The sequence below is a fragment of the Motiliproteus sp. genome (genome assembly GCF_965230735.1).
Classification (GTDB): domain Bacteria; phylum Pseudomonadota; class Gammaproteobacteria; order Pseudomonadales; family Balneatricaceae; genus Motiliproteus.
In genome coordinates this window covers 727,782-752,888 of sequence record NZ_OZ246016.1, presented here as the reverse complement: position 1 = coordinate 752,888, position 25,107 = coordinate 727,782, and the positions used below count along the sequence as shown (strand labels likewise).

22 protein-coding genes are annotated in these 25,107 nt (G+C 60.3%); 14 read left to right on the top strand and 8 right to left on the bottom strand.

Annotated features, from left to right (window positions below):
* Positions 1 to 189: 189 nt before the first annotated feature.
* The 5 genes from ACO05M_RS03600 (at position 190) to ACO05M_RS03580 (ending at position 5,536) form a co-directional block, all read left to right on the top strand.
* Complete coding sequence (locus ACO05M_RS03600; protein ID WP_421867877.1) at positions 190 to 1,173, top strand: tripartite tricarboxylate transporter substrate binding protein; 984 nt, start codon at positions 190 to 192, stop codon at positions 1,171 to 1,173.
* A gap of 148 nt (positions 1,174 to 1,321) precedes the next feature.
* Complete coding sequence (locus tag ACO05M_RS03595; protein ID WP_421867874.1) at positions 1,322 to 1,795, top strand: tripartite tricarboxylate transporter TctB family protein; 474 nt, start codon at positions 1,322 to 1,324, stop codon at positions 1,793 to 1,795.
* 4 nt (positions 1,796 to 1,799) lie between these two features.
* Positions 1,800 to 3,344 (top strand): tripartite tricarboxylate transporter permease, encoded by a 1,545-nt coding sequence (locus tag ACO05M_RS03590; RefSeq protein WP_421867872.1) that lies wholly within the window; start codon positions 1,800 to 1,802, stop codon positions 3,342 to 3,344.
* Positions 3,345 to 3,476: 132 nt separating this feature from the next.
* Positions 3,477 to 4,691 (top strand): CaiB/BaiF CoA transferase family protein, encoded by a 1,215-nt coding sequence (locus ACO05M_RS03585; protein WP_421867869.1) that lies wholly within the window; start codon positions 3,477 to 3,479, stop codon positions 4,689 to 4,691.
* Complete coding sequence (locus ACO05M_RS03580) at positions 4,688 to 5,536, top strand: citryl-CoA lyase (protein WP_421867866.1); 849 nt, start codon at positions 4,688 to 4,690, stop codon at positions 5,534 to 5,536. Before ACO05M_RS03585 ends, ACO05M_RS03580 begins: the two co-directional genes overlap by 4 nt.
* Positions 5,537 to 5,777: 241 nt before the next feature.
* Here ACO05M_RS03580 and ACO05M_RS03575 read toward each other — a convergent pair whose 3' ends face one another.
* From ACO05M_RS03575 to ACO05M_RS03540, 8 genes are all read right to left on the bottom strand, one after another.
* A complete protein-coding gene (locus tag ACO05M_RS03575; protein ID WP_421867863.1) occupies positions 5,778 to 8,150 on the bottom strand; it encodes a Lon protease family protein in 2,373 nt (790 codons plus the stop codon).
* Between the two features lie 143 nt (positions 8,151 to 8,293).
* The gene (gene aroE, locus ACO05M_RS03570; RefSeq protein ID WP_421867861.1) at positions 8,294 to 9,127 is read right to left on the bottom strand and encodes a shikimate dehydrogenase; all 834 of its coding nucleotides are present in this window, start codon (positions 9,125 to 9,127) and stop codon (positions 8,294 to 8,296) included.
* A 43-nt stretch (positions 9,128 to 9,170) separates the two neighbouring features.
* Positions 9,171 to 10,085, bottom strand: a complete 915-nt coding sequence (hemF, locus tag ACO05M_RS03565; protein WP_421867859.1) for an oxygen-dependent coproporphyrinogen oxidase — start codon at positions 10,083 to 10,085, stop codon at positions 9,171 to 9,173.
* Between the two features lie 32 nt (positions 10,086 to 10,117).
* Positions 10,118 to 10,672 (bottom strand): L-threonylcarbamoyladenylate synthase, encoded by a 555-nt coding sequence (locus ACO05M_RS03560; RefSeq protein WP_421867857.1) that lies wholly within the window; start codon positions 10,670 to 10,672, stop codon positions 10,118 to 10,120.
* A gap of 18 nt (positions 10,673 to 10,690) precedes the next feature.
* Complete coding sequence (locus ACO05M_RS03555; protein WP_421867855.1) at positions 10,691 to 11,773, bottom strand: 5-(carboxyamino)imidazole ribonucleotide synthase; 1,083 nt, start codon at positions 11,771 to 11,773, stop codon at positions 10,691 to 10,693.
* Positions 11,770 to 12,267, bottom strand: a complete 498-nt coding sequence (gene purE / locus ACO05M_RS03550) for a 5-(carboxyamino)imidazole ribonucleotide mutase (protein WP_421867853.1) — start codon at positions 12,265 to 12,267, stop codon at positions 11,770 to 11,772. The genes ACO05M_RS03555 and purE overlap by 4 nt, the downstream gene beginning before the upstream one ends.
* A gap of 192 nt (positions 12,268 to 12,459) precedes the next feature.
* Positions 12,460 to 13,602: a DNA-processing protein DprA gene (gene dprA, locus ACO05M_RS03545; protein ID WP_421867851.1), complete on the bottom strand. Its 1,143-nt coding sequence runs from the start codon at positions 13,600 to 13,602 to the stop codon at positions 12,460 to 12,462.
* A gap of 51 nt (positions 13,603 to 13,653) precedes the next feature.
* The gene (locus ACO05M_RS03540; protein WP_421867848.1) at positions 13,654 to 14,697 is read right to left on the bottom strand and encodes a LysM peptidoglycan-binding domain-containing protein; all 1,044 of its coding nucleotides are present in this window, start codon (positions 14,695 to 14,697) and stop codon (positions 13,654 to 13,656) included.
* Positions 14,698 to 14,890: 193 nt separating this feature from the next.
* On the opposite strand from ACO05M_RS03540, the gene def reads away from it, so the two are divergent.
* The 9 genes from def to glyS all read left to right on the top strand — a co-directional run bounded on the left by def (position 14,891) and on the right by glyS (position 25,067).
* Complete coding sequence (gene def, locus ACO05M_RS03535; RefSeq protein ID WP_421867846.1) at positions 14,891 to 15,394, top strand: peptide deformylase; 504 nt, start codon at positions 14,891 to 14,893, stop codon at positions 15,392 to 15,394.
* Positions 15,395 to 15,523: 129 nt separating this feature from the next.
* Complete coding sequence (fmt, locus tag ACO05M_RS03530) at positions 15,524 to 16,483, top strand: methionyl-tRNA formyltransferase (RefSeq protein WP_421867843.1); 960 nt, start codon at positions 15,524 to 15,526, stop codon at positions 16,481 to 16,483.
* Positions 16,484 to 16,496: 13 nt separating this feature from the next.
* Positions 16,497 to 17,795, top strand: a complete 1,299-nt coding sequence (gene rsmB, locus ACO05M_RS03525) for a 16S rRNA (cytosine(967)-C(5))-methyltransferase RsmB (protein WP_421867840.1) — start codon at positions 16,497 to 16,499, stop codon at positions 17,793 to 17,795.
* Positions 17,796 to 17,868: 73 nt separating this feature from the next.
* Complete coding sequence (gene trkA / locus ACO05M_RS03520) at positions 17,869 to 19,245, top strand: Trk system potassium transporter TrkA (protein WP_421867837.1); 1,377 nt, start codon at positions 17,869 to 17,871, stop codon at positions 19,243 to 19,245.
* Positions 19,246 to 19,254: 9 nt separating this feature from the next.
* Positions 19,255 to 20,703, top strand: coding sequence for a TrkH family potassium uptake protein (locus ACO05M_RS03515; protein WP_421867835.1), 1,449 nt, complete (start codon positions 19,255 to 19,257; stop codon positions 20,701 to 20,703).
* Positions 20,704 to 20,727: 24 nt separating this feature from the next.
* Positions 20,728 to 21,204: a Cys-tRNA(Pro) deacylase gene (gene ybaK / locus ACO05M_RS03510; RefSeq protein ID WP_421867832.1), complete on the top strand. Its 477-nt coding sequence runs from the start codon at positions 20,728 to 20,730 to the stop codon at positions 21,202 to 21,204.
* Entirely contained in the window at positions 21,197 to 21,784 is a 588-nt protein-coding gene (locus tag ACO05M_RS03505; RefSeq protein WP_421867829.1) for a class I SAM-dependent methyltransferase, read from the top strand. The genes ybaK and ACO05M_RS03505 overlap by 8 nt, the downstream gene beginning before the upstream one ends.
* A gap of 296 nt (positions 21,785 to 22,080) precedes the next feature.
* A complete protein-coding gene (glyQ, locus tag ACO05M_RS03500) occupies positions 22,081 to 23,016 on the top strand; it encodes a glycine--tRNA ligase subunit alpha (protein ID WP_421870644.1) in 936 nt (311 codons plus the stop codon).
* A complete protein-coding gene (gene glyS / locus ACO05M_RS03495) occupies positions 23,016 to 25,067 on the top strand; it encodes a glycine--tRNA ligase subunit beta (RefSeq protein ID WP_421867826.1) in 2,052 nt (683 codons plus the stop codon). Before glyQ ends, glyS begins: the two co-directional genes overlap by 1 nt.
* Positions 25,068 to 25,107 lie beyond the last annotated feature (40 nt).

The following is a 25,107-nucleotide window of genomic DNA, read 5'->3' as shown; positions in this document are numbered from 1 at the left end:
GGAAGCGATCAACCGTTACTTGGCAGTGTAATCAATCCCTTCCCGGTTGACCCGTGAACAATATGAACAAAATGCACTTTATGTTTTAAAAACTCTTTAAATTCATAAGCTTTTATATGGCATTAACGCCAACTAAGGTGATTCTCAGGTACTCACTCCTACGATAAAAACAACCATGAGGATCTCCACATGATCGCCAAGTTTCTATCCAACAAGCGCTCCACACTGATGGCTGCCGCGATGGTTTCCTGCCTCGGCGCCGGTATGGCCCAGGCTGCAGTCGATGAAGTTCATTTCCTGATTCCCGGCGGCGCCGGCGGTGGCTGGGACGGTACCGCCCGCGGTACCGGTGAAGTCCTGACCAAGTCCGGCCTGGTCAGCACCGCGTCATACGAGAACATGTCCGGTGGTGGCGGTGGTAAGGCGATCGCCCACCTGATCGAAACCGCCGATCAGGCCAAAGACACCCTGATGGTCAACTCCACCCCGATCGTGATCCGCTCACTGTCGAAAGTGTTCCCACAGTCATTCCGGGATCTGACCCCGATCGCCGCCACCATCGGCGATTACGCCGCGTTTGTGGTGCCGGCCAACTCCAAGTATCAGAAGTTCGAAGAGCTGGTTGCCGACTACAAGACCAACCCTCGCTCGGTCAGTGTTGCCGGCGGTTCGTCCCGCGGTGGCATGGACCATCTGGTTGCCGCGATGGCCTTTAAAGCCGCTGGTGCCGATCCTCGCCGGGTGAAGTACATCGCCTACGACGCCGGTGGTAAGGCGATGGCCGGCATGCTGTCCGGTGAAACCCAGGTACTGTCCACCGGCTTCAGTGAAGCGCTGGCGCTGGCCAACGCCGGTGAAGTCCGGATTCTGGCGATGACCGGCGACGAGCGTTCACCGGCTGCCGCGGATGTGCCGACCCTGAAAGAGCTGGGTTATGACGCCAGCTTCGTCAACTGGCGTGGTTTCTTCGGTGCGCCGGGCCTGTCCGAAACCCAGGCTGACGAGTTCGCCAGTACGCTGGAGAAGATGTACAGCACCGACGAGTGGAGCGTGGTTCGTGACCGCAACGGCTGGACCGAGATCTTCAAGCCCCGCGCTCAATTCGTCTCCTTCCTGGAGCAACAGGAGAAGGTGGTTGGCGACCTGATGCGTGAGCTGGGCTTCCTGCAGTAAGCCGCTCAAACCCGGTGGCGCTGTGGACCGACTAAACGACAGCGCCGCCCCGTTTCCCGATCTATTGCTGACTCTCTGACACTCGAGCCCGGCGAACCCAGATCCCGGGCTCCACCCCCGAAAGGGCACCTCGCCCCAGGAGCTTCCCATGACCCTGACCAAAGACCACATCGGTGGTTTGGTATTCCTTTGCCTGTCGGTTGCCTACGGCTACTACGCCGGCCAGATTCCGATGTTCCCGGGCGACGAATTCGAGCCCTTCCACGCCCAGACCCTACCCAACGCACTGGCCTGGGCCGGTGGCCTGCTGTCGATCGCGCTGCTGGTGACCGCCCGCCGTGATCGCCAGCACCGCCTCAGACTGGGAGGTTACGACTTCCTGCTGGTGGCCTATCTGCTAATCCTGGTGGTGATCTTTGCGATCGCGCTGGAGTGGGTCGGCTTCCTGCTGTCGACGTTGATCTTCCTGATCGGTGGCTACTGGCTGCTCGGTGTACGCGACATCAAGACGCTGCTGATCGCCTCGGTACCTTTTGCCGCCGGCATCTGGTTTGTCCTGTCCCAACTGCTGGAGATCTACCTGGCTCCGGGACGCCTGTTCACGATGATTTTTGGAGGCTGATCCGATGTTAGACGGAATCATGACCGGGCTAACCACCGCGGTAATGCCCTTCAACCTGATGATGGTGGTACTCGGCTGCTTCGCCGGTACCTTCATCGGCATGTTGCCCGGACTCGGGCCGATCTCAGCCGTGGCGCTGATGATCCCGATCACCTACGGTCTCGATCCCGCCTCAGGCATTATCCTGATGGCCGGGGTCTATTACGGCGCCGTGTTCGGCGGCTCCACCTCGTCGATCCTGATCAACGCCCCGGGCTGTGCCTCCACCGTGGTGACCGCCTTTGACGGCTACCCGATGGCACAGAAGAAGCAGGCCGGTAAAGCGCTGGCACTGGCCGCCTACTCCTCCTTCACCGGTGGCACCATCGGTGCCTTGGTACTGCTTTTCGCCGCCCCGGCGCTGGCGACGGTATCGTTGAGTTTCCAATCCAGCGACTATTTCGCGCTGATGATCCTAGGCCTGACCGCCGTGGCCGCCTTCTCCGGCAAGGGCCAGGTGATCAAGGCGATGATCATGACCATCTTCGGACTGATGATCTCCACCGTTGGCACCGACATGATGTCCGGCGCACCGCGCTTCACCTTCGGCAGTATCGACCTGATCGACGGCATCAGCTTCCTGCTACTGGCGATGGCCACCTTCGCGCTGACCGAAGTGGTGATGACGGTCCTCAAGGGCCAGCACCGCGAAGAGGAGCCGGAGATGGATATGTCCTCGCTCGGCAGCATGAAACTGTCGAAGGACGAGGTCAAAGAGGTCGCTCCCACGGTGGCGCGCTCCTCGGTATTCGGTTTCCTGGTCGGGGTGCTACCCGGCGCCGGTGCCACCATCGCCTCCTTCCTGGCCTACGGCCTGGAGCGCAACCTGGCCTCGGCTAAGCAGAAGTTGCAGTTCGGCAAGGGCGCCCTGCGCGGTCTGGCTGCCCCGGAATCCGCCAACAACGCCGCCTCAACCGGCTCATTCGTACCGCTGCTGACCCTCGGTATCCCGGGTTCGGGCACCACCGCGATCATGCTCGGCGCCCTGATCGCCTACGGCATCCAGCCGGGTCCGCGGCTGTTTATCGACAACCCGGACGTATTCTGGTCGGTGATCATCTCGATGTACTTCGGCAACCTGGTGCTGCTGATTCTTAACCTGCCGCTGATTCCGTACATCTCACGACTGTTGGCGATCCCGCGTCCGATCCTGATTCCGCTGATCCTGTTCTTCTCGATCACCGGCGTCTATCTGGTCAGCTTCAACACCTTCGACATCCACATGATGGTGTTCATCACCGTGGCGGCGATCTTCCTGAAACTGCTGGAGTTCCCGATGGCACCGATGCTGCTCGGCTTCATCCTCGGCGGCATCATGGAAACTAACCTGAGCCGCGCGATGACCCTGTACGACGGTGACCTGGCCTTCCTGTGGGAACGCCCGCTGACCCTGACCATCATGATCATCGCAATTCTGGTGCTGCTGATGCCGTTGCTGGCACGGATGTTCCAGCGCCCGGCCAAGAAGCCGGACAGCGATGAAGAGGTCAGCTACGAAGGGGAAGGCTGATCCTTAAAGCTCCTATCCGCTCTTCAAAAGAGGGGCGAAGGTCGAACCCGACCTAACCTTGGCCGCCCCGGTATCGCAACGATGCTCGGCGGCCTTTTTTTTGCTTCATCACCAGTTACCTGCGAGGCCCTCATGCTTGCACCCATGCTCCAGTCCCTGGCCCATATCCGGGTGTTGGATCTGACCAACGTACTGGCCGGACCTTTCGCCTGCAATCAACTCGCCCATCTGGGCGCCGACGTGATCAAGATCGAAGTCCCCGGCAGCGGCGATCTGGCCCGCCAACTCGGCGCCGACCCCGAACTCAATCGCCAGTATATGGGGGTTTCTTTTCTGGCCCAGAACGCAGGTAAACGCTCACTAACCCTGAATCTCAAGGATGATCGAGGTAAAGCGCTACTCAAACGTCTGGTCGAAAGTGCCGATGTATTGGTAGAAAACTTCCGCCCCGGAGTGATGGACCGGCTCGGGGTCGGTTATGACGAACTGAAACAGCACAACCCCAAACTGATCTACTGTGCCATCTCCGGCTACGGCGCCGACGGACCGATGAAGAAGCTGCCGGCCTACGACCAGATCATTCAAGGCATGTCCGGGGTAATGTCGATCACCGGCGCACCAGAGAATGCTCCCTACCGGGTCGGCTACCCGATCGCCGATACTCTCGGTGGACTGACCGCCGCCTTTGCCGTCAGCGCCGCCCTGGCCGGGCGGGAGCAACACGGAGAGGGCGCTTTTATCGATGTCTCGATGCTCGAATCGACCCTGGCGACCATGGGTTGGGCGATTTCCAACTACCTGTTGGCCGAACGTGAACCCGGCCCGATGGGCAACGACAACATCACCGCCAGCCCGTCCGGCACCTTTCGTACCGGCGACGGCCTGCTGAATCTAGCGGCCAACAAACAACAGCAGTTCGAAGCGGTCTGCGAACTGATCGGCCACCCGGAGCTGGCCACCGACCCGCGTTTTGCCGAACGCCAGGCCCGGCTCGACAACCGTCAACTGCTAACCGAGCTGATCGAACAAGCTCTATCCCAGTCTCCTGCAGCGGAGTGGGAACAACGCTTCAATGCCGCCGGGGTGCCGGCCGGTTGCGTGCTGAGTGTCCCCGACGCCCTGGCGCTGCCACAGGTTCAACAGCGCAATTTCCAGAGTCGCTTCGAAAACGTGGCCGGAATCGACCGTGATGTCGAGATCGTTCGCACCGGCTTTCAGATCAACGGTGAACGTCCGGCCGTCACCAACCCACCGCCCCAGCTGGGCCAGCACAGCGCCGAAATTCTGGCCGAACTCGGACTCAGCGCGGATGAAGTGAAACAACTACAACAACAGGGGGTGGTATGAGCACGTCCAAAGACAGCAACGCCGATCAACCGACCAACAACCCATCCTGCGACTGGTGGCGTACCCAAATCATCGATATGCAGCCCGGCGAGATTCGCTACCACGGCTATCCGATCGAGCAATTGATCGGCAACCTCAGTTTCAGTCAGATGATCTGGCTAATGCTGCGCGGCGAACTGCCCGGTCCCGGCCAGGGCGAACTGCTCGATGCCGCACTGATGAGCGGTGTCGACCACGGCCCTCAAGCCCCCAGCATCGCCATCGCCCGCATGGCCGCCTCCTGCGGCGTCGGCCTCAACAACGCCATGGCTTCGGCGGTCAATGTGCTCGGAGACGTGCACGGCGGAGCAGGGGAGCAGGCGGTCGGGCTTTACCAGACCATCGCCGCTCTGATCGATCAAGGCACCGATCTGGCTGAGGCCGTCGAGCAGGGCGTGGCTGAACAGATTGCCAACCACGGCAAGTTCATCCCCGGCTTCGGCCACCGCTTCCACCCGATCGACCCCCGCGCACCACGGTTGATGGAGCTGGTCCGCCAGGCCGCCAGCGCCGGGACCGTAGACGGCCGCTATGCCGAGATCGCCGAAGCGATCGAAGCCCATCTGGAGCGCCAGAAAGGCAAACGGATCCCAATGAACATCGACGGCGCCACCGCGGTGATCTATGCCGAACTAGGCTTCCCAGCGCCACTGGCCCGCGGCCTGTTCTGCCTGTCCCGCTCGGTCGGCATCCTAGCCCACGCCCGGGAGCAGACCGGCCAGGGAGGACGCAACAAAGGCCCCATTCCTCGGGAGCTGATCTGGACCTACGATGGGCCTGAGCAGCGGAATCTGTCGGATAGTTGATTAGTGGCTAGTCATATCGGTGATTGAGTCTGTGCCAGCCGAGTCTCCATCACCTCAGGATCAACTCCCCAACCCCCTTTTGCGCTGGTGAGCATTCCAGTCTGACAATGGAGTAAAGCGATTGATGTTTGAGGGAGCGAAGCGAGTGAGTTCCAATCGCGGCCATTGGCAGACGAAACGCGCAACGAAGCCAGCAAAGCTGGCCGAGCAAGTGGGGCCGCCTAGGGCGTAACTAGAGCGATCAACCCTTCACCTTCGCCAACTCCTTCAACCGCTTAACCACCTCATAGTTCAACGAACGTTGGGTAAAGCCACCATCGGGTTTACGCACCCCCGGCTTGCGCCCGGTCAGCAACTCCAAGGCCTGATCCACCGTGGCGACGGTGTAGACATGGAACATCCCTTCAGCGACTGCCTGGACCACCGACTGCTTCAGCATCAGGTTGCGCTGGTTGGCTTTGGGGATGATGACGCCCTGCTCGCCGGTCAGCCCTTTGGCGGTGCAGACGTCGAAGAAGCCCTCGATCTTCTCGTTAACCCCACCGATCGCCTGCACTTCGCCGTACTGGTTGATCGAACCGGTCAGGGCGAAGCTCTGCTTGATCGGGGTATGGGTCAGGGCGGAGATTAGAGTGCAGATCTCCGCCAGCGAGGCGCTGTCGCCATCGACGTAACCGTAGGATTGCTCCAACGCTATGTTGGCCGACAGCGACAGGTTGAAGTTCTGGGCGTACTTGTGGCCCAGGTAGCCGGTCAGGATCATCACCCCCTTGGAGTGGATCGGCTGGCCCAGGGTGACCTCTTTCTCGATATCGACGATGCCTTTGTCGCCCGGGTGCACGGTGGCGGTGATCCGCGCCGGGGTACCGAAACTGACCTCGCCCACCTGCAGCACCGTCAGTCCGTTGCTCTTACCGATGGCGGTGCCTTCGGTATTGATCAGCACCACTTCGTTGAGAATCTCCTCGCGCATCCGGGTACTGAGCCGATCGGTACGACGCTCCTTGGCTTCCAGAGCCGCCTCGATATGGGCCACCTGGATCAGCTCGTCACCGTCCATCTGGCGCTTGAAGTCCGCTTCGCAGATCAGGTCCTTCATATCGCCGATCCGAGCCGATAGCAGCGCCTGATCCTCGGCCATTCGCGAGCTGTGTTCGACCAACCGTGCCACCGCCGGACGGTTCAGGTGAGCACAGTTCTCCTGCTGGGACAGGGTCCGGACCAATCGAGCGTAGTTGCGAATCGAGGCATCGGTGCGGGGTACATCATCATCGAAGTCCACTACCACCCGGAACAGTTTGGAAAAGTCCGGGTCCATCTGCTGCAGCATGTAGTACAGCTCGCGGTCGCCGATAATCACCACCTTCAGCTCCAGCGGGATCGATTCCGGGTCCAGCGTGATGGTGTTGATGCCGGCCAGCTCGGCAAACGGGTTCTCGATCTTGATCTTGGCCGATTTCAGTGCCCGCTTGATCGCCGACCAGACCATCGGATGCTCGAACAGCTTTTCCGCTTCGAGGACCAGATAGCCGCCGTTGGCCCGATGCAGCGAGCCACCCCGGACCAGCTGGTAGTTGGTCACCATCGCGCCCATCTCGGAGCTGTACTCAACCCGTCCGAACAGGTTGTCGTAGCTGGGGTGGGATTCGAACACCACCGGCAATCCCTTGGTCTTCTGGTGATCGACAATCAGATTGACGCCGAACTGATGCTCCAGCTGGGCCAGCCGAGTCGCCTTCGAGCGTTCCTCGCCGAGTTTATCGTCCCCGACCAGATCGGAAGCATGCTTGGTCAGCTCCACCTCCATCTGGTTGAAGTAGTTGACCACCCGGGGTTGGGAGGCGTACTTCTCCTTCAAAGGTTGGAACAGCGGCGCCATCGCGGCCCGGGCGGTATCGTGCTCGAGTTTTTTCTGCCGCTCATTGGACTCCCGTCGCCAGATCGGCAGGCTGGTGAGGGATTCGTTCATAAACTCTTCGAGCTGGTTGATATCGGCGTTGATCTGATTGCGCTGCTCTTCGCTGAGTTGCGAGAAAGCGGCTTCATCCATCGCCTGGCCGTCGGCCACCGGGGTAAAACCAACGCTGCCGGCATCGCGGTAGAGGGCAATATTCTTGCTGCGGGCCCGATTCTCAACCTGCTCCAACGCCTGGTCATAGAGCCGGTTAAAGTCGCGCTCAATACGGCTCTTGGCCCGCTGATAGGCCGGGTTTTCGTAGGCACTAGGCAGTTCGGTGGCGATCGCCTCCAACAGATGCTGGATATCACTCTTGAACACCGCCGCCTTACCGGAAGCGAAGTAGAACGCCTGGGGGTGGCGAAGATCACCGATGTTATTCAGGTAACACCAATCCAGCGGCTTCTTGGCTTTTTTCGCCTCACGCTTGAGGGTATCCATCACGAACGAGAACCGGCCGCTCTGATTATGCCCCATCACGAACAGGTTGTAGCCCGGCCGGTGCATACCGATACCGAACTCCATCGCCTCTACGGCTCGCTCCTGGCCGTAGATGCCGTTGAAATCTTCCAAGGTTTCGGTGGTCTTGAACGGGAGCAGCTCCGGGTTGCAGTTGCGGTAGAGCTGATCGATATCGAGTCGGGTGGCTGAATCCATGGGCGCCTCCTATCGGGGTCTATGGAGCCATTGATAGCAACCCGTCCTGACGGTGGCAAGCGGAAACCACTTTTTTCTGCCAAGCACAGAAATTGCCCGACAAGGTGTTGATATGCAGACTATTCTTAAGAGCGGTGCCGCGATCAGCTACCCAGCTGAGCCCTGACGGCATCGATCACCGCCGCGCTCTGCGGCCGCACACCACGCCAGATCCGAAACGATTCGGCAGCCTGCTCCACCAGCATGCCCAGGCCATCGATCACCCGACCCGCTTCCTGCTGCTCGCCCCAAACCATAAACGGGGTCGGCTCGGCACCGTACATCATGTCGTAGCACCAGCCACCGGGTTTCAGCACCCCGGCCGGTAATGGCGGCAGCTCACCCTGCAGGCTGGCGGAGGTACCGTTGATGATCAGATCGAACTGCCCCTCGACCTCGGCAAAACCACAGCCGCGCAACTCGCCGAACTCGGCAAAGTCCTGAGCCAGCTGTTCGGCCTTGCTTGCAGTGCGATTGGCGACCACCAGCAGCGCCGGGGATTGCTCCAGAATCGGTTCCAACACCCCGCGCACGGCACCGCCGGCACCCAGAATCAGTACCCGGGCGTCTTTCAGGGTAGCGCCCTGGTTATCGAGCAGATCCCGAACCAGCCCGACACCGTCGGTGGTATCGCCGCAGATCTGCCCCGATTCGTCGCGATACAACGTGTTCACCGCCCCGGCCCGCTGTGCCCGCCCGCTCAGCTGCGCCGCCATCTCCCAGGCCTGCTGCTTGAACGGTACGGTGATATTGAGCCCGGCGGGTTGGTCAGCCTGCTGGGCAAAGAAGGTCAGGATCGCCTGCTCAAACCCATCCAGCGGTGCTTCCAGCGTCTGGTATTCCAGGTCCTGACCGGTCTGTTGGGCAAACATCCGGTGAATCAGCGGTGACTTGCTGTGGCTGATCGGGTTACCAACAACGGCGTACTGGTCGCTCATGGGGCTCTCCATTGATTAAATCTAAGCAAAGGTAAGTGAATAGTTACTTCGCCAGCCAATCCCGGGGTTTCAGGAAGTAGTCGGTCAGGCGCGCCTCTTCGCTACCGGGTTCGGGCTCGTAGCAATACTCCCAGCGCACCTCCGGCGGCATCGACATCAGGATCGATTCAGTACGCCCACCGGACTGCAGCCCGAACAGGGTGCCACGGTCGAATACCAGGTTGAATTCGACATAACGTCCGCGACGGTAACGCTGGAACGCTTTCTGCGCGTCGGTGTAGTCGTGCGCTTTACGGCGCTCGACAATCGGCAGATAGGCATCCAGATAGCCTTCCCCAACGGCTTTGACGAATTCGAAGCAGGCGTCGAAACCGGCCTGGTTCAGATCATCGAAGAACAGACCGCCGACACCGCGGGGCTCGTCGCGGTGCTTGAGATAGAAGTAACGGTCACACCAGTCCTTGAAGTTGGTGTAGTAGGCCGGATCAAAACGGTCGCAGATCGCCTTGCTGGTACGATGCCAATCGACACAGTCCTGTTCGAAACCGTAGCAGGGGGTCAGGTCAAAACCGCCACCGAACCACCAGATCGGCGCTTCGCCCGCTTTCTCGGCAATAAAGAAGCGCACATTGGCATGGGAGGTGGGAACGAACGGGTTATGCGGATGCATCACCAAGGACACGCCCACCGCCTGGTAAGAGCGTCCGGCCAGCTCGGGACGATGGGCGGTCGCCGATGCCGGCATGTTCTCGCCCTGGACATGGGAGAAGTTGACCCCGCCTTTCTCGAACACGGCACCGTCGGTCATCACCCGGGAGCGACCACCACCGCCGCTCGGCTTAGTCCAGCTATCCTCGACAAACCGGGCCTGACCATCGGCTGCCTCCAGGTCCGCGCAGATGCGATCCTGCAGCTGTTTCATAAAGTCGACCACGACTTGGATATCGATCTCGGCCATCAGGATTCTCCGACAACAGTTGAAAAAGGGGATTAACGCAGCACCTTACCACTGCGAAGATCACGGATGACCGACGGTTGATTGCGGCCGCCCAGGGCGCCGTGCAGCAGGTAGTCGATCTGATAACCAAAGGCTTGGCGGATATCTCCGGCGCTCATGGCCGGCGGTTGCCCTGCCAGATTGGCGGACGTTGAAACCAGCGGCCCACCGAAAGCCAGACAGAGCGCCGCCGTCTGCGGGTGATCGGTCACCCGCACCGCCACGCTCTGATGCTCACCTTTGATCCAACCGGGGATCAGGTTGTCGGGGTCGGGAATCAACCAGGTATTGGGGCCGGGCCAACTCAGTTTCAGCTGCGCCAGCTCGGCATCGCTGAGCCCTGCTACTAGTGGCTCCAACTGTGCCATCGAGGCGGCAACCAGAATCAGTCCCTTGTGCTCGGGGCGCTGCTTGAGTTGCAGCAAGCGCCGGACCGCACTGCTGTCAAAGGGATCGCAGCCCACCCCCCAGACCGCTTCGGTGGGATAGGCGATGATGCCGCCGGCTCGGACAGCTCGGACCGCCTGTTTCAGGTGCCAGCTGTTCATGGTCGCTCCACCTTCGGCTCAGTCCAGCAGCTGTTCCGCTGCCCGAATGCGCTCGTTCAACGCCTCAGCCGAACCCGCTCGCAGGGTCACATGACCCACCTTACGGCCGACACGGGCCTCTTTCTCATAGTCGTGCAAATGAGCACCCGGGATCGACAGCACCGCTTCGCGGCTCGGCACGCAGCCGATAAAGTTGACCATCGCACTGTGACCGACGGCGTCGGTGGAACCCAGCGGCAGGTCCAGAACCGCCCGCAGGTGGTTCTCGAACTGGCTGGTCTCGGCGCCCTCGATGGTCCAGTGACCGGAGTTATGCACTCGTGGCGCGATCTCGTTGGCCAGCAGATGCTCGCCAACCTGGAATAGCTCCAGGGTCAGGACCCCAACATAGTCCAGCTGCTCAGCGATCTTACCCAGGTAGGCTTCGGCCTTGGCCTGCATCGGATCATTATCACGGCAGATCGCCAGATGAAGGATGCCATCGCGATGGGTATTCTCGGAGACTGGGTAGAACGCCATCGAGCCATCACGGGCCCGGGCACCGATGATCGAGATTTCACGGTTGTAGTTGACGAAGCCTTCCAGAATCAGCGGCACCGACCCCAGCTGCTGCCAGGCGGGTCCCAGGTCGTCGGTCGAACGCAGTACCGCCTGGCCTTTACCGTCGTAGCCTTCGGTACGGGTTTTCAACACCGCGGGCAGGCCGACGCGCTCAACCGCTGCCTGCAGATCTTCCAGGCTGTTGATGGCGGCAAACTCGGGCACCTCGATGCCCAGTTCGACAAACATGTTTTTTTCGTTCAGACGATCCTGAGCCGTCGCCAGGGCCTTCGCCGGGGGGTAGGCGGGCAGGCGCGATGACAGATGCTCGACACTGGCCGCCGGAACATTTTCAAACTCAAACGTGATCGCCTCGGCCCAGCCCTCGAGCTCAGCCAACGCCTTAACATCGTCGTAGCCGGCGCAGATACCCGGCGCCACATCACCGGCACACGGAGTCTGGGAAGGGTCGAGAAAATGAACATCGAGACCCATCGGCCGTGCAGCCAACGCCATCATCCGGGCCAGCTGGCCGCCTCCGATTACACCGACGCGCTTCATGCGATCTCTACCCGCGGGTCAGGGTCGGCCAACACCTTATCGGTCTGGGCACGACGGAAGGCTTCCAGTTGCTTGCGAATTTCCGGGTACTTGTTACCCAGCATCGATGCCGCCAGCAACGCGGCATTGGCAGCACCGGCCTTACCGATCGACAGGGTTCCGACCGGTACACCGGCGGGCATCTGGACGATCGACAGCAGTGAGTCCATGCCATTGAGGGCGCGGGATTGGACCGGTACACCCAGCACCGGCAGCACGGTTTCAGAAGCGGCCATACCCGGCAGGTGAGCTGCGCCACCGGCACCGGCGATAATCACTTCCAGACCACGTTCTTCGGCCGTCTGGGCGTACTGAAACAGCTTGCCTGGGGTACGGTGGGCCGAAACAACTTCCACCTCGTGGGGGATGTTGAACTGCTCCAGAATCTTGACCGCTTCACTCATGGTCTCCCAATCGGAACGGGATCCCATGATGACACCTACCAGCGCACTCATGCTTGTCTCCTTGCCGGCAACCACGCCCCCTATAAAAGGTCGCACCGCCGTCGGTTAAAAAAACGGCCATTATCCCCCAGATCCCGGTACAGGGCTAGTAAAGAGCCAGAGACAAACTCGGGTAAATCATGATCATTGGTCGCAAAAGCCGTGCGATCTCTACAGTAGTCAGCAAAATCAGGAATTAAAGACTCAGCAACGCTGGTAGCCACCCGCCACCGAGGCGATCACCCCCTGCAGTTCCAGCGCCAGAATCTGGCTTTGGAGTTGATCCACCTGCAGGCCGGTCCGGATCACCAACTGGTCCAGCGAGACGGGGTCATACCCCAGCGCCTCTAGCAGCTGCCGTTGTGCCGGGGCCAGGTTCGGCAACTCAGCCAACTCGATGCCTCCAGCTAGTGCAGGCGTAGTGCTCGTTTGCTTCGATTCCAGCAGTGGCGCCAGCTCCTGCAGGATCTGCTCGGCACTGTCGACCAGCCAGGCGCCCTGGCGGATCAATTGATGACAGCCCCGCGCCTGCGGGTTATGGATTGAACCGGGCAAGGCAAACAGCTCCCGACCCTGATCCAGGGCCAGCGACGCCGATACCAGCGAGCCGCTCTTGATGGCGGCCTCGACCACCAGCAAGCCCAGGCTCAGGCCACTGATGATCCGGTTGCGGCGGGGAAACTGCGGTCCCCGGGGTGGAGTCCCCAGCGGCAGTTCGGACAGCAACACGCCACCCTGATCCAGAATCTGGCTGGCCAATAGTTGATGACGCCGGGGATAGCACTGATCCACACCGGTACCCAGCACCGCCACCGTCAGCCCCAATCCTTCCAGGGCGCCCTGATGGGCTGCCGCGTCGATTCCCAACGCCAATCCACTGGTGGGAATCAAACCGCTCAGGGACAGTTCGCGGGAGAGCTGTCGCGCATTACCCAACCCCTGGGGCGTGGCCGAGCGACTGCCAACGATGGCGATCTGCGGCTGGCTTAGCAGCTCGGCATCGCCGGTCAGGTAGAGTATCGGGGGTGGATCGTCCAGCGCCTGCAATGCCGGCGGATAATCCGGATCATCCAGACATAACAGACTGTTTTCGGACTGCAACAGCCACCGATCGACCTGTTCCAGGTAGGCATTAGTCTGCTGTCGATCGATGCCGACCAGCTGTTGCGCCAGTCGGTCACTCAGTCCAGCTTCGGTCAGCTGTGAGTAAGAGGCCCTGAGAATCCCATCGGCACTGCCGAAGGTTTGCCAAAGGCGTTTCAGGGCGACAGGGCCCAGACGAGGAATCTGGCTTAACCGCAGCCAATCGATATGCTGCGGCTGCCAGCGCAAGTAGGGCAAAGGCATCAATCATCCTTGATCGACAGCGGCCCATCCTAGGCCGCCGTTATACTGCCGTTAGCGGGGGGAGCGTACTTCGTCCAGCACGGCCAGGGCACTGGTTGCACGCATCACCAGCGCGTAGCTGACCTTTTCGAAGGTTTTGAACACCATCACCAAACCGGCACGCTCGGAGGGCAGGGTGATCAGCTCCTTGGTCACCGGATCAACGACCTGCTCACCGGCTTTGTAGACATGGAACACGTTGCCGGTTTCAACCCCTTCACGCTGACCACGGTTGATCGCAATCACGTCGAACTGGCCGATCTTGTCGACGCCACGCAACACCGACAGGATCTTGCCTTCCATCGGGCGCTCGGTGGTCGACGGGTAGAAGACCGACTGGACGACACCTTCGGGGGTCGGCAGCACGCGGTCCAGCTTGCGGACCTCCTGGCTGGTACGCTTGAGGGTCAGGGTCAGGATATCGCCCTCGCGGGCCTGTAGATAACCGCTGCCGATGCTCTGGGACTCGAAGCCCAGCTCTTCTCCGGTATCCGGATCGATATACGCACGGGACGGACGGTAGATCCCGAAGAACTCCTGCAGCGCCTGCTCGTTTTCGAGCTTGCCGCGGGCATAGACCCGATCACCGGCACCGGAAACAATCCGCTCATTGACCCCTGCAACCACATAGGGAGCTTTCTCCAGCGCCTCACGATCCATGATCAGGTTATCGGACAGGAAACTCTTGATGTCATCCAGCGGAATGGTCGGAATCGCCTGAGCCAGCGGCGTGCGACGAATCTCCGGGGACAGCTTGCGCGGGCCTCGCTTGAGTCTCAACTGCGGCTGGCCGTTGATGTAGACCAAATAGATGATGTCGCCGGGAAAGATCAGATGCGGGTTATCGATCTGCGGGTTGACGCTCCACACCTTGGGCCACAACCAGGGGCTTTTCAGGAAGGTGCCGGAGATATCCCAGAGCGTATCGCCCTTGACCACCACGTATTGATCCGGGTGGTCGTCCGCCAGTTCAATCACATCCGCGTGCACGCTGGTGGTGAAAAATAACGAGCCGGACAGCAACAGTGCAGCAACGGCGGACAGCAGCTTTGTCATGATAAATCCCTTTTGATTCAGGCTTATTCAGGCAGGGTATCGGCTGAACCACGCGGCTCTGAAGCGCCCTAAACACCTGTTTAGTCCCGTATTCTTGCTATGGAATGTACAGATGTAAACAGTATAATGACGGTTGACTGATTCCGGTCAATCGACTGCTTTCTTCTAATTTACTCCAACCTGTTGTTTTCATATGGCTTTACTAGAAATTCTTGAGTTTCCCGATCCCCGTCTGCGCACCCGCGCCAAACCGGTGGAGACGTTTGACGCCGAACTGGGAAAACTGGTCGACGATATGTTCGAAACCATGTACGAAGCACCGGGAATCGGCCTGGCAGCGACCCAGGTGAACGTTCACAAGCGTGTCGTGGTAATGGATCTGAGCGAGGACCGCAGCGAACCCCTGGTGCTGATTAATCCCGAATACGAGATCCTCGACGACGAGCGCGAACAGTCCCAGGAAGGCTGCCTGTCGGTACCCGGGTTCTACGAAACGGTGGAGCGTGCCAATCATATCCGCCTGAAGGCCATGGATCGTGATGGAACGCCCTACGAGCTTGAAGCCCGTGATCTGTTGGCGGTTTGCATCCAGCACGAACTCGACCACCTCGAAGGCAAGCTGTTTGTGGACTACCTGACCAACCTCAAGCGTAACCGCATCCGCAAGAAGCTTGAGAAGCTGCACCGACAGCAATAACCCTGCACAGATAACCGCTTCGAGCGGAATCGACAGCCTTGTGCTGAAAGAACGGCTTGGAGTCGGCTAACCGCTCCAGGCCAAGACCGACGGCCATCACAGACCGCCGCTGACAAGAGAACCCCGCACATGACTCAGCCGCCGCTGCGTATCGTATTTGCCGGAACCCCCGATTTCGCCGCCGCCAGCCTCGAAGCCCTGATCAACAGCCGCCATCAGGTTGTCGCCGTCTACACCCAGCCCGATCGTCCCGCCGGACGAGGCAAAAAACTGACCCCCAGCCCGGTCAAGCGGCTGGCCCAGGAGACCGGCATTCCGGTCTGCCAACCGATCAGCCTCAAGTCCACCGAAGAGCAGCAGCTGCTGGCGCAGTTCAAGGCCGATCTGATGGTGGTGGTGGCCTACGGACTACTGTTACCCAAAGCGATTCTGGAGACCCCGCGTCTGGGTTGTATCAATGTTCACGCGTCGCTGTTGCCGCGCTGGCGTGGTGCAGCTCCTATCGAACGGGCACTGATGGCCGGCGATCCTAAGACCGGCATCACCATCATGCAGATGGATGAAGGACTCGATACCGGCGATATGCTGCACAAGGTCGAGTGTCCGATCCACGACCAGGATACCGCCGGTAATCTGCACGACCGACTGCTGGCGATGAGCGGCGACGCACTGCTGACCGTGGTCGAACAGCTGGCCGACGGCAGCGCCCAACCGGAACCGCAGAATCATGATCAAGCCAACTATGCCCACAAGCTGCTCAAAGGCGATCGTGAACTGGACTGGAGTCGCAGCGCGATGGAACTGAGTCGGCAGATTCGCGGACTGAACCCGTCACGGGTGGCGTTCAGTTATCTGGGCGGTCAGCGCATCGGTATCTGGAACGCCCAGGTCCACCCCAGCAGTGAGTCAGCGCCCGCCGGGCAACTGCTCGGCGCCGACAATCAGGGCCTACTGGTCGCCACCGGCGCCGGTGTCCTGCAGCTGACCCACCTGCAACTGCCGGGGGGTCGCCAGCTGCCGGTCGCCGATCTGCTCAATTCACGCCAGGATCTGTTCCGGGCCGGAAACCATTTCGGTCAGGACGACTGATCAAGGAGCCGTGATGTCCGTCCGCCTGAGCGCCACCCGGGTGCTGACCGCCATCCTCAAGCATGAGGGGTCGTTGGCAACCAGCTTGCCAGTCCAGTTGGAAAAACTGCCGGAAAGTGAGCATTCACTACTACGCCAGCTTTGCTATGGCAGCATGCGTTACTACCCGCAACTGCAACTGCTGGCGGAACAGTTGATCCCCAAACCACTCAAGCGTAAGGATCTGGATGTCCAGGCGCTGGTGTTGTTGGGGCTTTATCAACTGGCCCACCTGCGAATTCCAGCCCACGCCGCGATCAGCGAAACCGTACAGGTGACCGCCAAGCTGAAAAAGCCCTGGGCCAAGGCGCTGGTCAATGGCGTACTGCGCAACTTCCAACGTCAGCAGGCGGTTCTGGACGAACAACTGTCGGTACGACAGGAGTTCAGTCGAGCTCACCCCAAATGGCTGATCAAGGCACTGCGTCAGGCCTGGCCGGAGCAGGCCAACGAGATCATGGCGCAAAACAATGCCCAGGCGCCGATGTCATTGCGGGTCAACCGCCTTCGAGGTAATCGCGATGACTACGCCCAACAACTCCAGCAGGCCGGAATCGATTTTGAGCTCTGTCGCTTCAGTTCCGATGGCATCACCTTGGCGCAACCGAAGGACGTCAACCAACTGCCGGGCTTTAGCGAAGGATTGGTCAGTGTTCAGGATGAGGCGGCGCAACTGGCCGCTGCGTTGCTGGCGCCGGAGCCGGGAGAACGGATTCTCGATGCTTGTGCCGCTCCCGGCGGCAAGACCTGCCACCTGCTGGAACGACAACCCGAACTGAGTCACTGCCTGGCTCTGGATATGAGCGAGCTGCGGTTGGGCCGGGTGCGTCAGAATCTGGATCGCCTGGCTCTCGATTGTGAACTGCTGCGCGCCGATGCAGCAGCGGCAGACTGGTGGGATGGACAGCCCTTTGATCGCATCCTGCTCGATGCGCCTTGTTCGGCTACCGGTGTTATTCGCCGCAATCCGGACATAAAATACCTGCGCCAGGCCAAGGATATCGCTACACTGGCGCACCTGCAGGGCCAGATCCTTCGCAATCTATGGCCAATGCTCAAGCCTGGCGGCCGACTGCTCTACGCCACCTGCTCGGTACTGCCGCAGGAAAACGCCGAGCAAATCAGCGCGTTTCTTGCTGATCAGGCCGATGCCCGAGAGCTGCCCCTGGAGGCAGACTGGGGTATCGCCTGTAGCGCCGGACGACAGCTGTTCGCACAGCCCGGCGGCCATGACGGCTTCTACTATGCGCTGCTCGAAAAGGGCTCTGCTTGAGAAAACATCCGGGTAACAGGATCATGAATTTTCAGCTAGCTGCGGTACCGATGTCAGGGACATTCTCGGAACGATGAAAATTATCATTCTCGGTGCCGGCCAGGTCGGCGCTACCTTGGCCGAAAACCTCGCCAACGAAGCCAATGACATCACCGTCATCGACACCAACGGTGCCCGCCTGCGAGAACTGCAGGACCGTCTCGATATCCGCACCATCGAGGGCGAAGGCGCTTCCCCCAAGATTCTGGAGCAGGCCGGCGGCGAAGACGCCGATATGCTGATCGCGGTGACCAACTCGGACCCGGTCAACATGATCGCCTGTCAGGTGGCCCATTCGGTGTTCCACACCCCGACGCGAATCGGTCGGATCCGAGGCCATGACTTCCTGTCGGAGAAGAAGCGGCTGTTCAGCGAGAAGGCGATTCCGATCAACGTTCTGATCAGCCCGGAACAGCTGGTTACCCGCCATGTGAAGCGACTGATCGAACACCCCGGCGCGTTGCAGGTTCTCGATTTTGCCGAGGGCAAGGCGCAGTTGGTGGCGGTCAAGGCCTTCTACGGCGGTCCGCTGGTGGGCCACGAGATCTCCTTCCTGCGCTCCCATATGCCCAATGTCGATACTCGGGTAGCGGCGATCTTCCGTCGCGGCAGTCCGATCATCCCCCAGGGCGACACCATCATCGAAGCCGACGACGAAGTATTCTTCATCGCGGCGCGCAAGGATATCCGCTCGGTGATGAGTGAACTGCGTCGGCTCGACAATCCGTACAAGCGAATCATCATCGCCGGCGGCGGCAACATCGGCGCTAACCTGGCCCGCGAGCTGGAGCACGACTTTCAGGTCAAGATCATCGAGCGCAATATCGGTCGCTGCAACCTGCTGGCCAACGAGCTCAACCGCACCATCGTGCTGCAGGGCAGCGCCTCGGACCAGGAACTGCTGCTGGAAGAGAATATCGAAGGCACCGATGTGTTCTGCGCCCTGACCAACGATGACGAGGCCAATATCATGGCCTCGATGCTGGCCAAACGACTCGGCGCCCGAACCGTGATGACGCTAATCAACAACCCGGCCTACGTTGATCTGGTTCAGGGTGGCGTGATCGATATCGCCATCTCCCCGCAACAGGCCACCATCGGCAGCCTACTTACTCATGTAAGGCGCGGAGACGTAGTGAATGTTCACTCACTTCGTCGAGGTGCGGCCGAAGCGATGGAGGCGATCGCCCATGGCGACAGTCGCAGCTCCAAGGTGGTCGGCAAGGCGATCGAGGATATCGACCTTCCCAGCGGGACCACCATCGGCGCCATCGTTCGCAACGACGAAGTGCTGATCGCCCACGATGATGTGGTGGTTCAGAACGGCGACCACGTGATTCTGTTCCTGGTCGACAAACGCAAGATCACCGAGGTCGAGCGCCTGTTCCAGGTCGGCTTGACCTTCTTCTAGGACCTGACGATGCACTTCCGTGTGATTCTCCGCATCCTCGGCATCCTGATGATGGTATTCAGCTTCAGTATGGTGCCGCCGGCATTGGTGTCGTTGCTGTACGATGACGGCTCGGTTAACGCCTTCCTGATCGCGTTCGGCATCACCTTTGTCACCGGTTTGATTACCTGGATGCCGGTCTACCGGGTCCGCCAGGATCTGCGTACCCGCGACGGCTTTCTGATCACCGTACTGTTCTGGACCGTCCTGGGCCTGTTCGGCTCGATTCCGTTGATGCTGGCCGAAACGCCACACCTGTCGGTGGTCGACGCGGTGTTCGAATCCCTGTCCGGATTGACCACCACCGGTGCCACCGTGATCACCGGCATCGACCATCTACCGGCCTCAATCCTGTGGTATCGCCAACAGCTGCAGTGGTTCGGCGGCATGGGGATCATCGTACTGGCCGTGGCGATTCTGCCGATGCTCGGAATCGGGGGGATGCAGCTGTACCGGGCCGAAACCCCGGGACCGGTGAAAGATTCCAAGCTGACCCCAAGGATCACCGAAACCGCCAAGGCGCTGTGGTACATCTACCTGTCATTGACCATCGCCTGTGCACTGGGTTACTGGGCCGCCGGCATGAGCGCGTTCGATGCCATCTGTCACAGCTTCTCCACCGTGGCGATCGGCGGCTTCTCGACCCACGACGCCAGCATCGGTTACTTCGACAACCCGATGATCGAAGCAGTGGCGATCTTCTTTATGGTGATCTCGGCGGTCAACTTTGCACTTCACTTCAGCGCCTGGAAACAGAAGAGCCTGAGCCACTACTGGCAGGATCCCGAGTTCCGTTTCTATGTCAGTCTGCTGCTGGGCATTACCGCCTTCTGCGCCCTGGTGCTGCATGTAACCGGCACCATCGAAGGACTCGAAGCGGTCCGTAATGCGCTTTTTGAGGTGGTGTCGATCGCCACCACCACCGGCTATGCCACCGCCGACTTTGCCCAATGGCCGACCATGCTGCCGTTCCTGCTGTTTATCGCCGCCTTTGCCGGTGGCTGTGCCGGCTCGACCGGTGGCGGCATGAAGGTGATCCGGATCCTGATCATCCTGAAACAGGGGATGCGCGAAGTCACCCGGCTGCTGCACCCCAGCGCCGTGATGCCGATCAAACTGGGCAACCGGGCCATCTCCGACCGGGTTGCCGAAGCGGTCTGGGGATTCTTCTCGGTCTACCTGATCGTGTTCGTGATCATGCTGATCGCACTGCTGGGAACCGGACTGGATCAGGTCACCGCCTGGACCGCCGTCGGCGCTACCCTCAACAACCTGGGTCCGGGTCTGGGAGGCGTTGCCGCCCACTATGGCGACCTGAGCGACAGCGCCAAATGGATTCTGAGCTTCTCGATGCTGCTGGGCCGACTCGAAGTATTCACCCTGCTGGTGCTGTTCACCCCCGCGTTCTGGCGCCGCTGACACCTCGATAAAGGCAGACCCTCCATGACTCCCGCCGTCAACTGCGCCAAGAAAGCCAAGATCAACTTCCGCACCCATAGCTACCAACACGACCCCAACACCGCCTCCTACGGGGATGAAGCGGCTCAGGCGCTGGGGATCGATCCGCAACGGGTGTTCAAGACCCTGCTGGTGAGCCTGGACGGCAATCCGAAAAAGCTGGCGGTCGGGGTGGTCCCGGTTTCCGGCACGCTCGATCTGAAAGCGATCGGGGCCTGCCTGAAAAGTAAAAAAGTCGCCATGGCCGATCCGACCGAAGCACAGCGTGCTACCGGTTATCTGCTCGGCGGGATCAGTCCGTTGGGGCAGAAAAAACGGCTGCCGCTGGTCCTGGACCAGAGCGCCGAGTCACTCGAAACCATCCACGTCAGCGGTGGCAAACGGGGCCTGGAGATCGAACTGGCACCGACCGACCTGCTACGACTGACCGGTGGCCAATATGGGGATATCGGTCGTGGCTGAGACTGAGAATACCCAGCAGCTGAAGTGGAATCGACGCTACGCCGCCTCGAACCAACCCAATTCGGCCGCCCAGGTGTTAACCGAGAACCGCCACCTGCTGCCCAGCCAAGGAACAGCTCTGGAGCTGGCCGCCGGCCTAGGGGGAAACGCGCTGTTACTGGCCCGCCACGGTTTGCAGACCCAGGCCTGGGACCTGTCCGATGTGGCGATGTCCAAGCTGCAGCACTTCGCCGATGCCGAGCAACTGCCGTTGCAGGCACGCTGCATCGATCTGGAACAACAACCCTTGCCTGTAGCCGGTTTTGACCTGATCTGTGTCAGCGCCTTCTTGGATCGTGCGTTGTGCTCCAGCATCAGCGCGGCACTCAAACCCGGCGGCCTGCTGTTCTACCAAACCTTTACCCTCGCCAAGGTACATCAGGGTGGTCCCAGCAACCCGGATTTTCTGCTCCAGCCCGGTGAGCTGCTGCGGCTGTTCGCGCCGTTACAGCCACTGGTCTATCGCGAAGAGTGCGACTGCGGCGACCTGGAACAGGGACTGCGCAATCAAGCCTATCTGGTCGCTCGCCGTCCCCGCTGAACCAGCAAACCGATTTTTTACATCCGCTGCTGCACCGCCGTCGTGGCCTGCCGAACAGCCTAAACCCGGTTTTTTTGACGACAGTCACAACTTACCCACAACCGTTCACAGCTTACCCACAGATTCAGAGCGCTATTGGGCACCCTATTCGTGAGCGCTTGATGTATAATGCCGGGCTTTGATTGACGGGGCCTGCAGCCGGATTCACCAGGGTCCAACCCGGACAAGTTTGAAACCCTGCAGACCTGACCTGTACAAATACCGACCAAGGTGGTGAACAAATCGTGAGTGAGACGATGAAAGCCGATGTCAGTACCTTTCAGGGACTGATTCTGGCACTGCAACAGTACTGGGCCGAACAGGGCTGCGTGATCATCCAACCGCTGGATATGGAAGTGGGTGCGGGGACTTTCCACCCGGCCACAACGCTGCGTGCCGTTGGCCCGGAAAACTGGAACGCCGCCTATGTCCAACCCTGCCGTCGACCGACCGATGGCCGTTACGGCGAAAACCCTAACCGCCTGCAGCACTACTACCAGTTCCAGGTCGTGATGAAGCCGTCCCCGGATAACATCCAGCAGCTCTATCTCGACTCACTGAAGGCCCTGGGCATCGATCCGGCCATCCACGATATCCGCTTTGTCGAAGATAACTGGGAATCCCCGACCCTGGGTGCCTGGGGCCTGGGTTGGGAAGTCTGGCTCAACGGTATGGAGGTGACCCAGTTCACCTACTTCCAGCAGGTCGGCGGACTGGAGTGTTTCCCGGTCACCGGCGAAATCACCTACGGTCTGGAGCGGATCGCCATGTATCTGCAGGGCGTCAACAGCATCTATGACCTGGTCTGGACCGAAGGCCCGCAAGGCAAGGTGACCTACGGCGACGTGTTCCACCAGAATGAAGTGGAGATGTCGACCTACAACTTCGAAGAAGCCGATGTCGACTTCCTGTTCCAGTGTTTCGACAACTACGAAAGCGAGTCCAAGCGCCTGGTCGAAAAAGGGCTGGCACTGCCGGCTTACGAAATGGTGATGAAGGCATCCCACACCTTCAACCTGCTCGATGCCCGTCATGCGATCTCGGTTACCGAGCGTCAGCGTTACATCCTGCGGGTTCGCTCGCTGGCACGTGCGGTCTGCGAAACCTATTACCAAACCCGCAAGGAGAAAGGCTTCCCACTGGCCGATGAAGCCCTGCGTAAAGAGTTACTGGCTGCAGGGGAGGAAGCGTGATGTCTGCACAGAGCCATGATTTTCTGGTTGAGATCGGTACCGAAGAGCTGCCGCCGAAAGCACTGAAATCACTCTCCGAAGCCTTCGGCGCCGGTATCGAAGCCGGCCTGAAGGAAGCCGGTCTGAAGCACCAGGGCACCAAGCTGTTCGCTTCCCCCCGCCGTCTGGCGGTGTTGGTTACCGAGCTGGACGCCGCCCAGGCAGATCGCAAGATCGAGAAGCGTGGACCGTCCGTTAAAGCCCCGGAACAGGCCGTCGCCGGTTTTGCCCGCTCCTGCGGTGTGTCCGTCGATCAACTGGAAACCCTGGATACCGATAAAGGCCAGTACTACCTGTTCCGCTCCGAGCAAGCCGGTCAACCCGCCACCGCGCTGTTGCCCGAGATTGTCAGCCAGTCGCTGAGCAAGCTGCCGATTCCGAAGCGGATGCGCTGGGGCAGCAGCCGGATCGAATTTGTCCGTCCGGTTCACTGGTGCCTGATGCTGCTGGGCGATGAAGTGGTCGATGCGGAGATTCTGGGTCACAAGGCGGGTCGTCAGACCCACGGCCATCGCTTCCATTACAACCAACCGATCGAAGTGATGACACCGACCGAGTACGCCGGACTGTTGCAGGATACCGGTCATGTCATGGCCGACTTCGATGAGCGTCGCGCCATGATCGCCAAGCAGGTGGAACTGACCGCCGCCAACCTGGGCGCCAAAGCGGTGATCGATCCGGCTCTGCTGGACGAAGTTACCGCGCTGGTCGAATGGCCGGTGGCGCTGGCAGGTCGATTCGAGGAACGCTTCCTGGAAGTCCCCGCCGAAGCGCTGATCTCGTCGATGAAAGAGCACCAGAAGTACTTCCATGTGGTCGACAACGACGGTCAGATCCAGCCGTACTTCATCACCCTGTCGAACATCATCAGCAAGGACCCCCAGCAGGTGATCGCCGGTAACGAGAAGGTGATTCGTCCGCGTCTGGCCGACGCCGCCTTCTTCTTCGAGACCGACAAGAAGCAGACGTTGGAATCTCGGATCGAGAAGCTCAAGCCGATCGTATTCCAGGCCGAGCTGGGTACCGTCTACGACAAGGTTCAGCGGGTCAGCGCCCTGGCCACCGTGATCGCCGATCAGATTGGCGGCAACAGCGACTGGGCCGCCCGTGCCGCCCAGCTGGCCAAGACCGATCTGGTCACCGAAATGGTGTTGGAGTTCAGCGATCTGCAGGGCCTGATGGGCTACTACTACGCCCTCAACGACGGCGAGCCGACCGAAGTTGCCGAAGCGATCAACGAGCAGTACCTGCCCAAATTCGCTGGCGACAAGCTGCCGCAGACGCGTACCGGTATCGCTCTGGCACTGGCCGATCGACTCGACACCCTGGTCGGTCTGTTTGGCATCAATCAGCCGCCCACCGGCAGCAAGGACCCCTTCGCACTGCGTCGTGCCACCATCGGCACCCTACGTATTCTGGTCGAGCACAAGCTGGATCTGGACCTGCTGGAGCTATTGGCTCAAGCCGCCGATCGTTTCCCATCACTGCCGGGCCGTGAGGGTCTGGAACAGCGGGTACTGGAGTTTATGCTGGAACGTTTCCGCGCCTGGTACGCCGATGAAGGTGTACCGGCCGAGGTGTTCCTGTCGGTCATGGCACTACGCCCGAGCAAGCCGCTGGAGTTTGATCAGCGGGTACAGGCGGTCAACCACTTCCGTACCCTGGCCGGCGCCGATGCCCTGGCCGCTGCCAACAAGCGGGTCTCCAACATCCTGGACAAACAGGACGCTGACGCCGCGAATGACGTCAATGAGTCTCTGCTCAGCGAAGCCGCCGAACAGGCGCTATACGCCGATCTGAGCGGTCTGAACAGCCGTATCGAAACCCTTAAGGCAGAAGCCGACTTCAAAGCCATTCTGGAGCAGCTGTCTACCCTGCAGAGCAGCGTCGACCGTTTCTTCGATGAGGTGATGGTAATGGCCGACGATGAAGCTGTCCGTGCCAACCGGATCGCTCTGTTGAACCAGCTCCGCCAGCGCTTCCTGCTGGTGGCGGATATCTCGCTGCTGTAATCCAGCAGCGAATCTCAGCCCATCAAAACCGGTGCCTAAG

Coding starts and splice junctions, on each gene's coding strand:
- glyS (WP_421867826.1), top strand. CDS start 23,016: ATGTCTGCACAGAGCCATGATTTTCTGGTTGAGATCGGTACCGAAGAG.
- ACO05M_RS03560 (WP_421867857.1), bottom strand. CDS start 10,672: ATGAACAGCTGGCACCTGAAACAGGCGGTCCGAGCTGTCCGAGCCGGC.
- glyQ (WP_421870644.1), top strand. CDS start 22,081: ATGAAAGCCGATGTCAGTACCTTTCAGGGACTGATTCTGGCACTGCAA.
- def (WP_421867846.1), top strand. CDS start 14,891: ATGGCTTTACTAGAAATTCTTGAGTTTCCCGATCCCCGTCTGCGCACC.
- fmt (WP_421867843.1), top strand. CDS start 15,524: ATGACTCAGCCGCCGCTGCGTATCGTATTTGCCGGAACCCCCGATTTC.
- ACO05M_RS03595 (WP_421867874.1), top strand. CDS start 1,322: ATGACCCTGACCAAAGACCACATCGGTGGTTTGGTATTCCTTTGCCTG.
- ACO05M_RS03600 (WP_421867877.1), top strand. CDS start 190: ATGATCGCCAAGTTTCTATCCAACAAGCGCTCCACACTGATGGCTGCC.
- trkA (WP_421867837.1), top strand. CDS start 17,869: ATGAAAATTATCATTCTCGGTGCCGGCCAGGTCGGCGCTACCTTGGCC.
- rsmB (WP_421867840.1), top strand. CDS start 16,497: ATGTCCGTCCGCCTGAGCGCCACCCGGGTGCTGACCGCCATCCTCAAG.
- dprA (WP_421867851.1), bottom strand. CDS start 13,602: ATGCCTTTGCCCTACTTGCGCTGGCAGCCGCAGCATATCGATTGGCTG.
- ACO05M_RS03575 (WP_421867863.1), bottom strand. CDS start 8,150: ATGGATTCAGCCACCCGACTCGATATCGATCAGCTCTACCGCAACTGC.
- ACO05M_RS03590 (WP_421867872.1), top strand. CDS start 1,800: ATGTTAGACGGAATCATGACCGGGCTAACCACCGCGGTAATGCCCTTC.
- aroE (WP_421867861.1), bottom strand. CDS start 9,127: ATGAGCGACCAGTACGCCGTTGTTGGTAACCCGATCAGCCACAGCAAG.
- ACO05M_RS03585 (WP_421867869.1), top strand. CDS start 3,477: ATGCTTGCACCCATGCTCCAGTCCCTGGCCCATATCCGGGTGTTGGAT.
- ACO05M_RS03555 (WP_421867855.1), bottom strand. CDS start 11,773: ATGAAGCGCGTCGGTGTAATCGGAGGCGGCCAGCTGGCCCGGATGATG.
- ybaK (WP_421867832.1), top strand. CDS start 20,728: ATGACTCCCGCCGTCAACTGCGCCAAGAAAGCCAAGATCAACTTCCGC.
- purE (WP_421867853.1), bottom strand. CDS start 12,267: ATGAGTGCGCTGGTAGGTGTCATCATGGGATCCCGTTCCGATTGGGAG.
- ACO05M_RS03580 (WP_421867866.1), top strand. CDS start 4,688: ATGAGCACGTCCAAAGACAGCAACGCCGATCAACCGACCAACAACCCA.
- ACO05M_RS03515 (WP_421867835.1), top strand. CDS start 19,255: ATGCACTTCCGTGTGATTCTCCGCATCCTCGGCATCCTGATGATGGTA.
- hemF (WP_421867859.1), bottom strand. CDS start 10,085: ATGGCCGAGATCGATATCCAAGTCGTGGTCGACTTTATGAAACAGCTG.
- ACO05M_RS03540 (WP_421867848.1), bottom strand. CDS start 14,697: ATGACAAAGCTGCTGTCCGCCGTTGCTGCACTGTTGCTGTCCGGCTCG.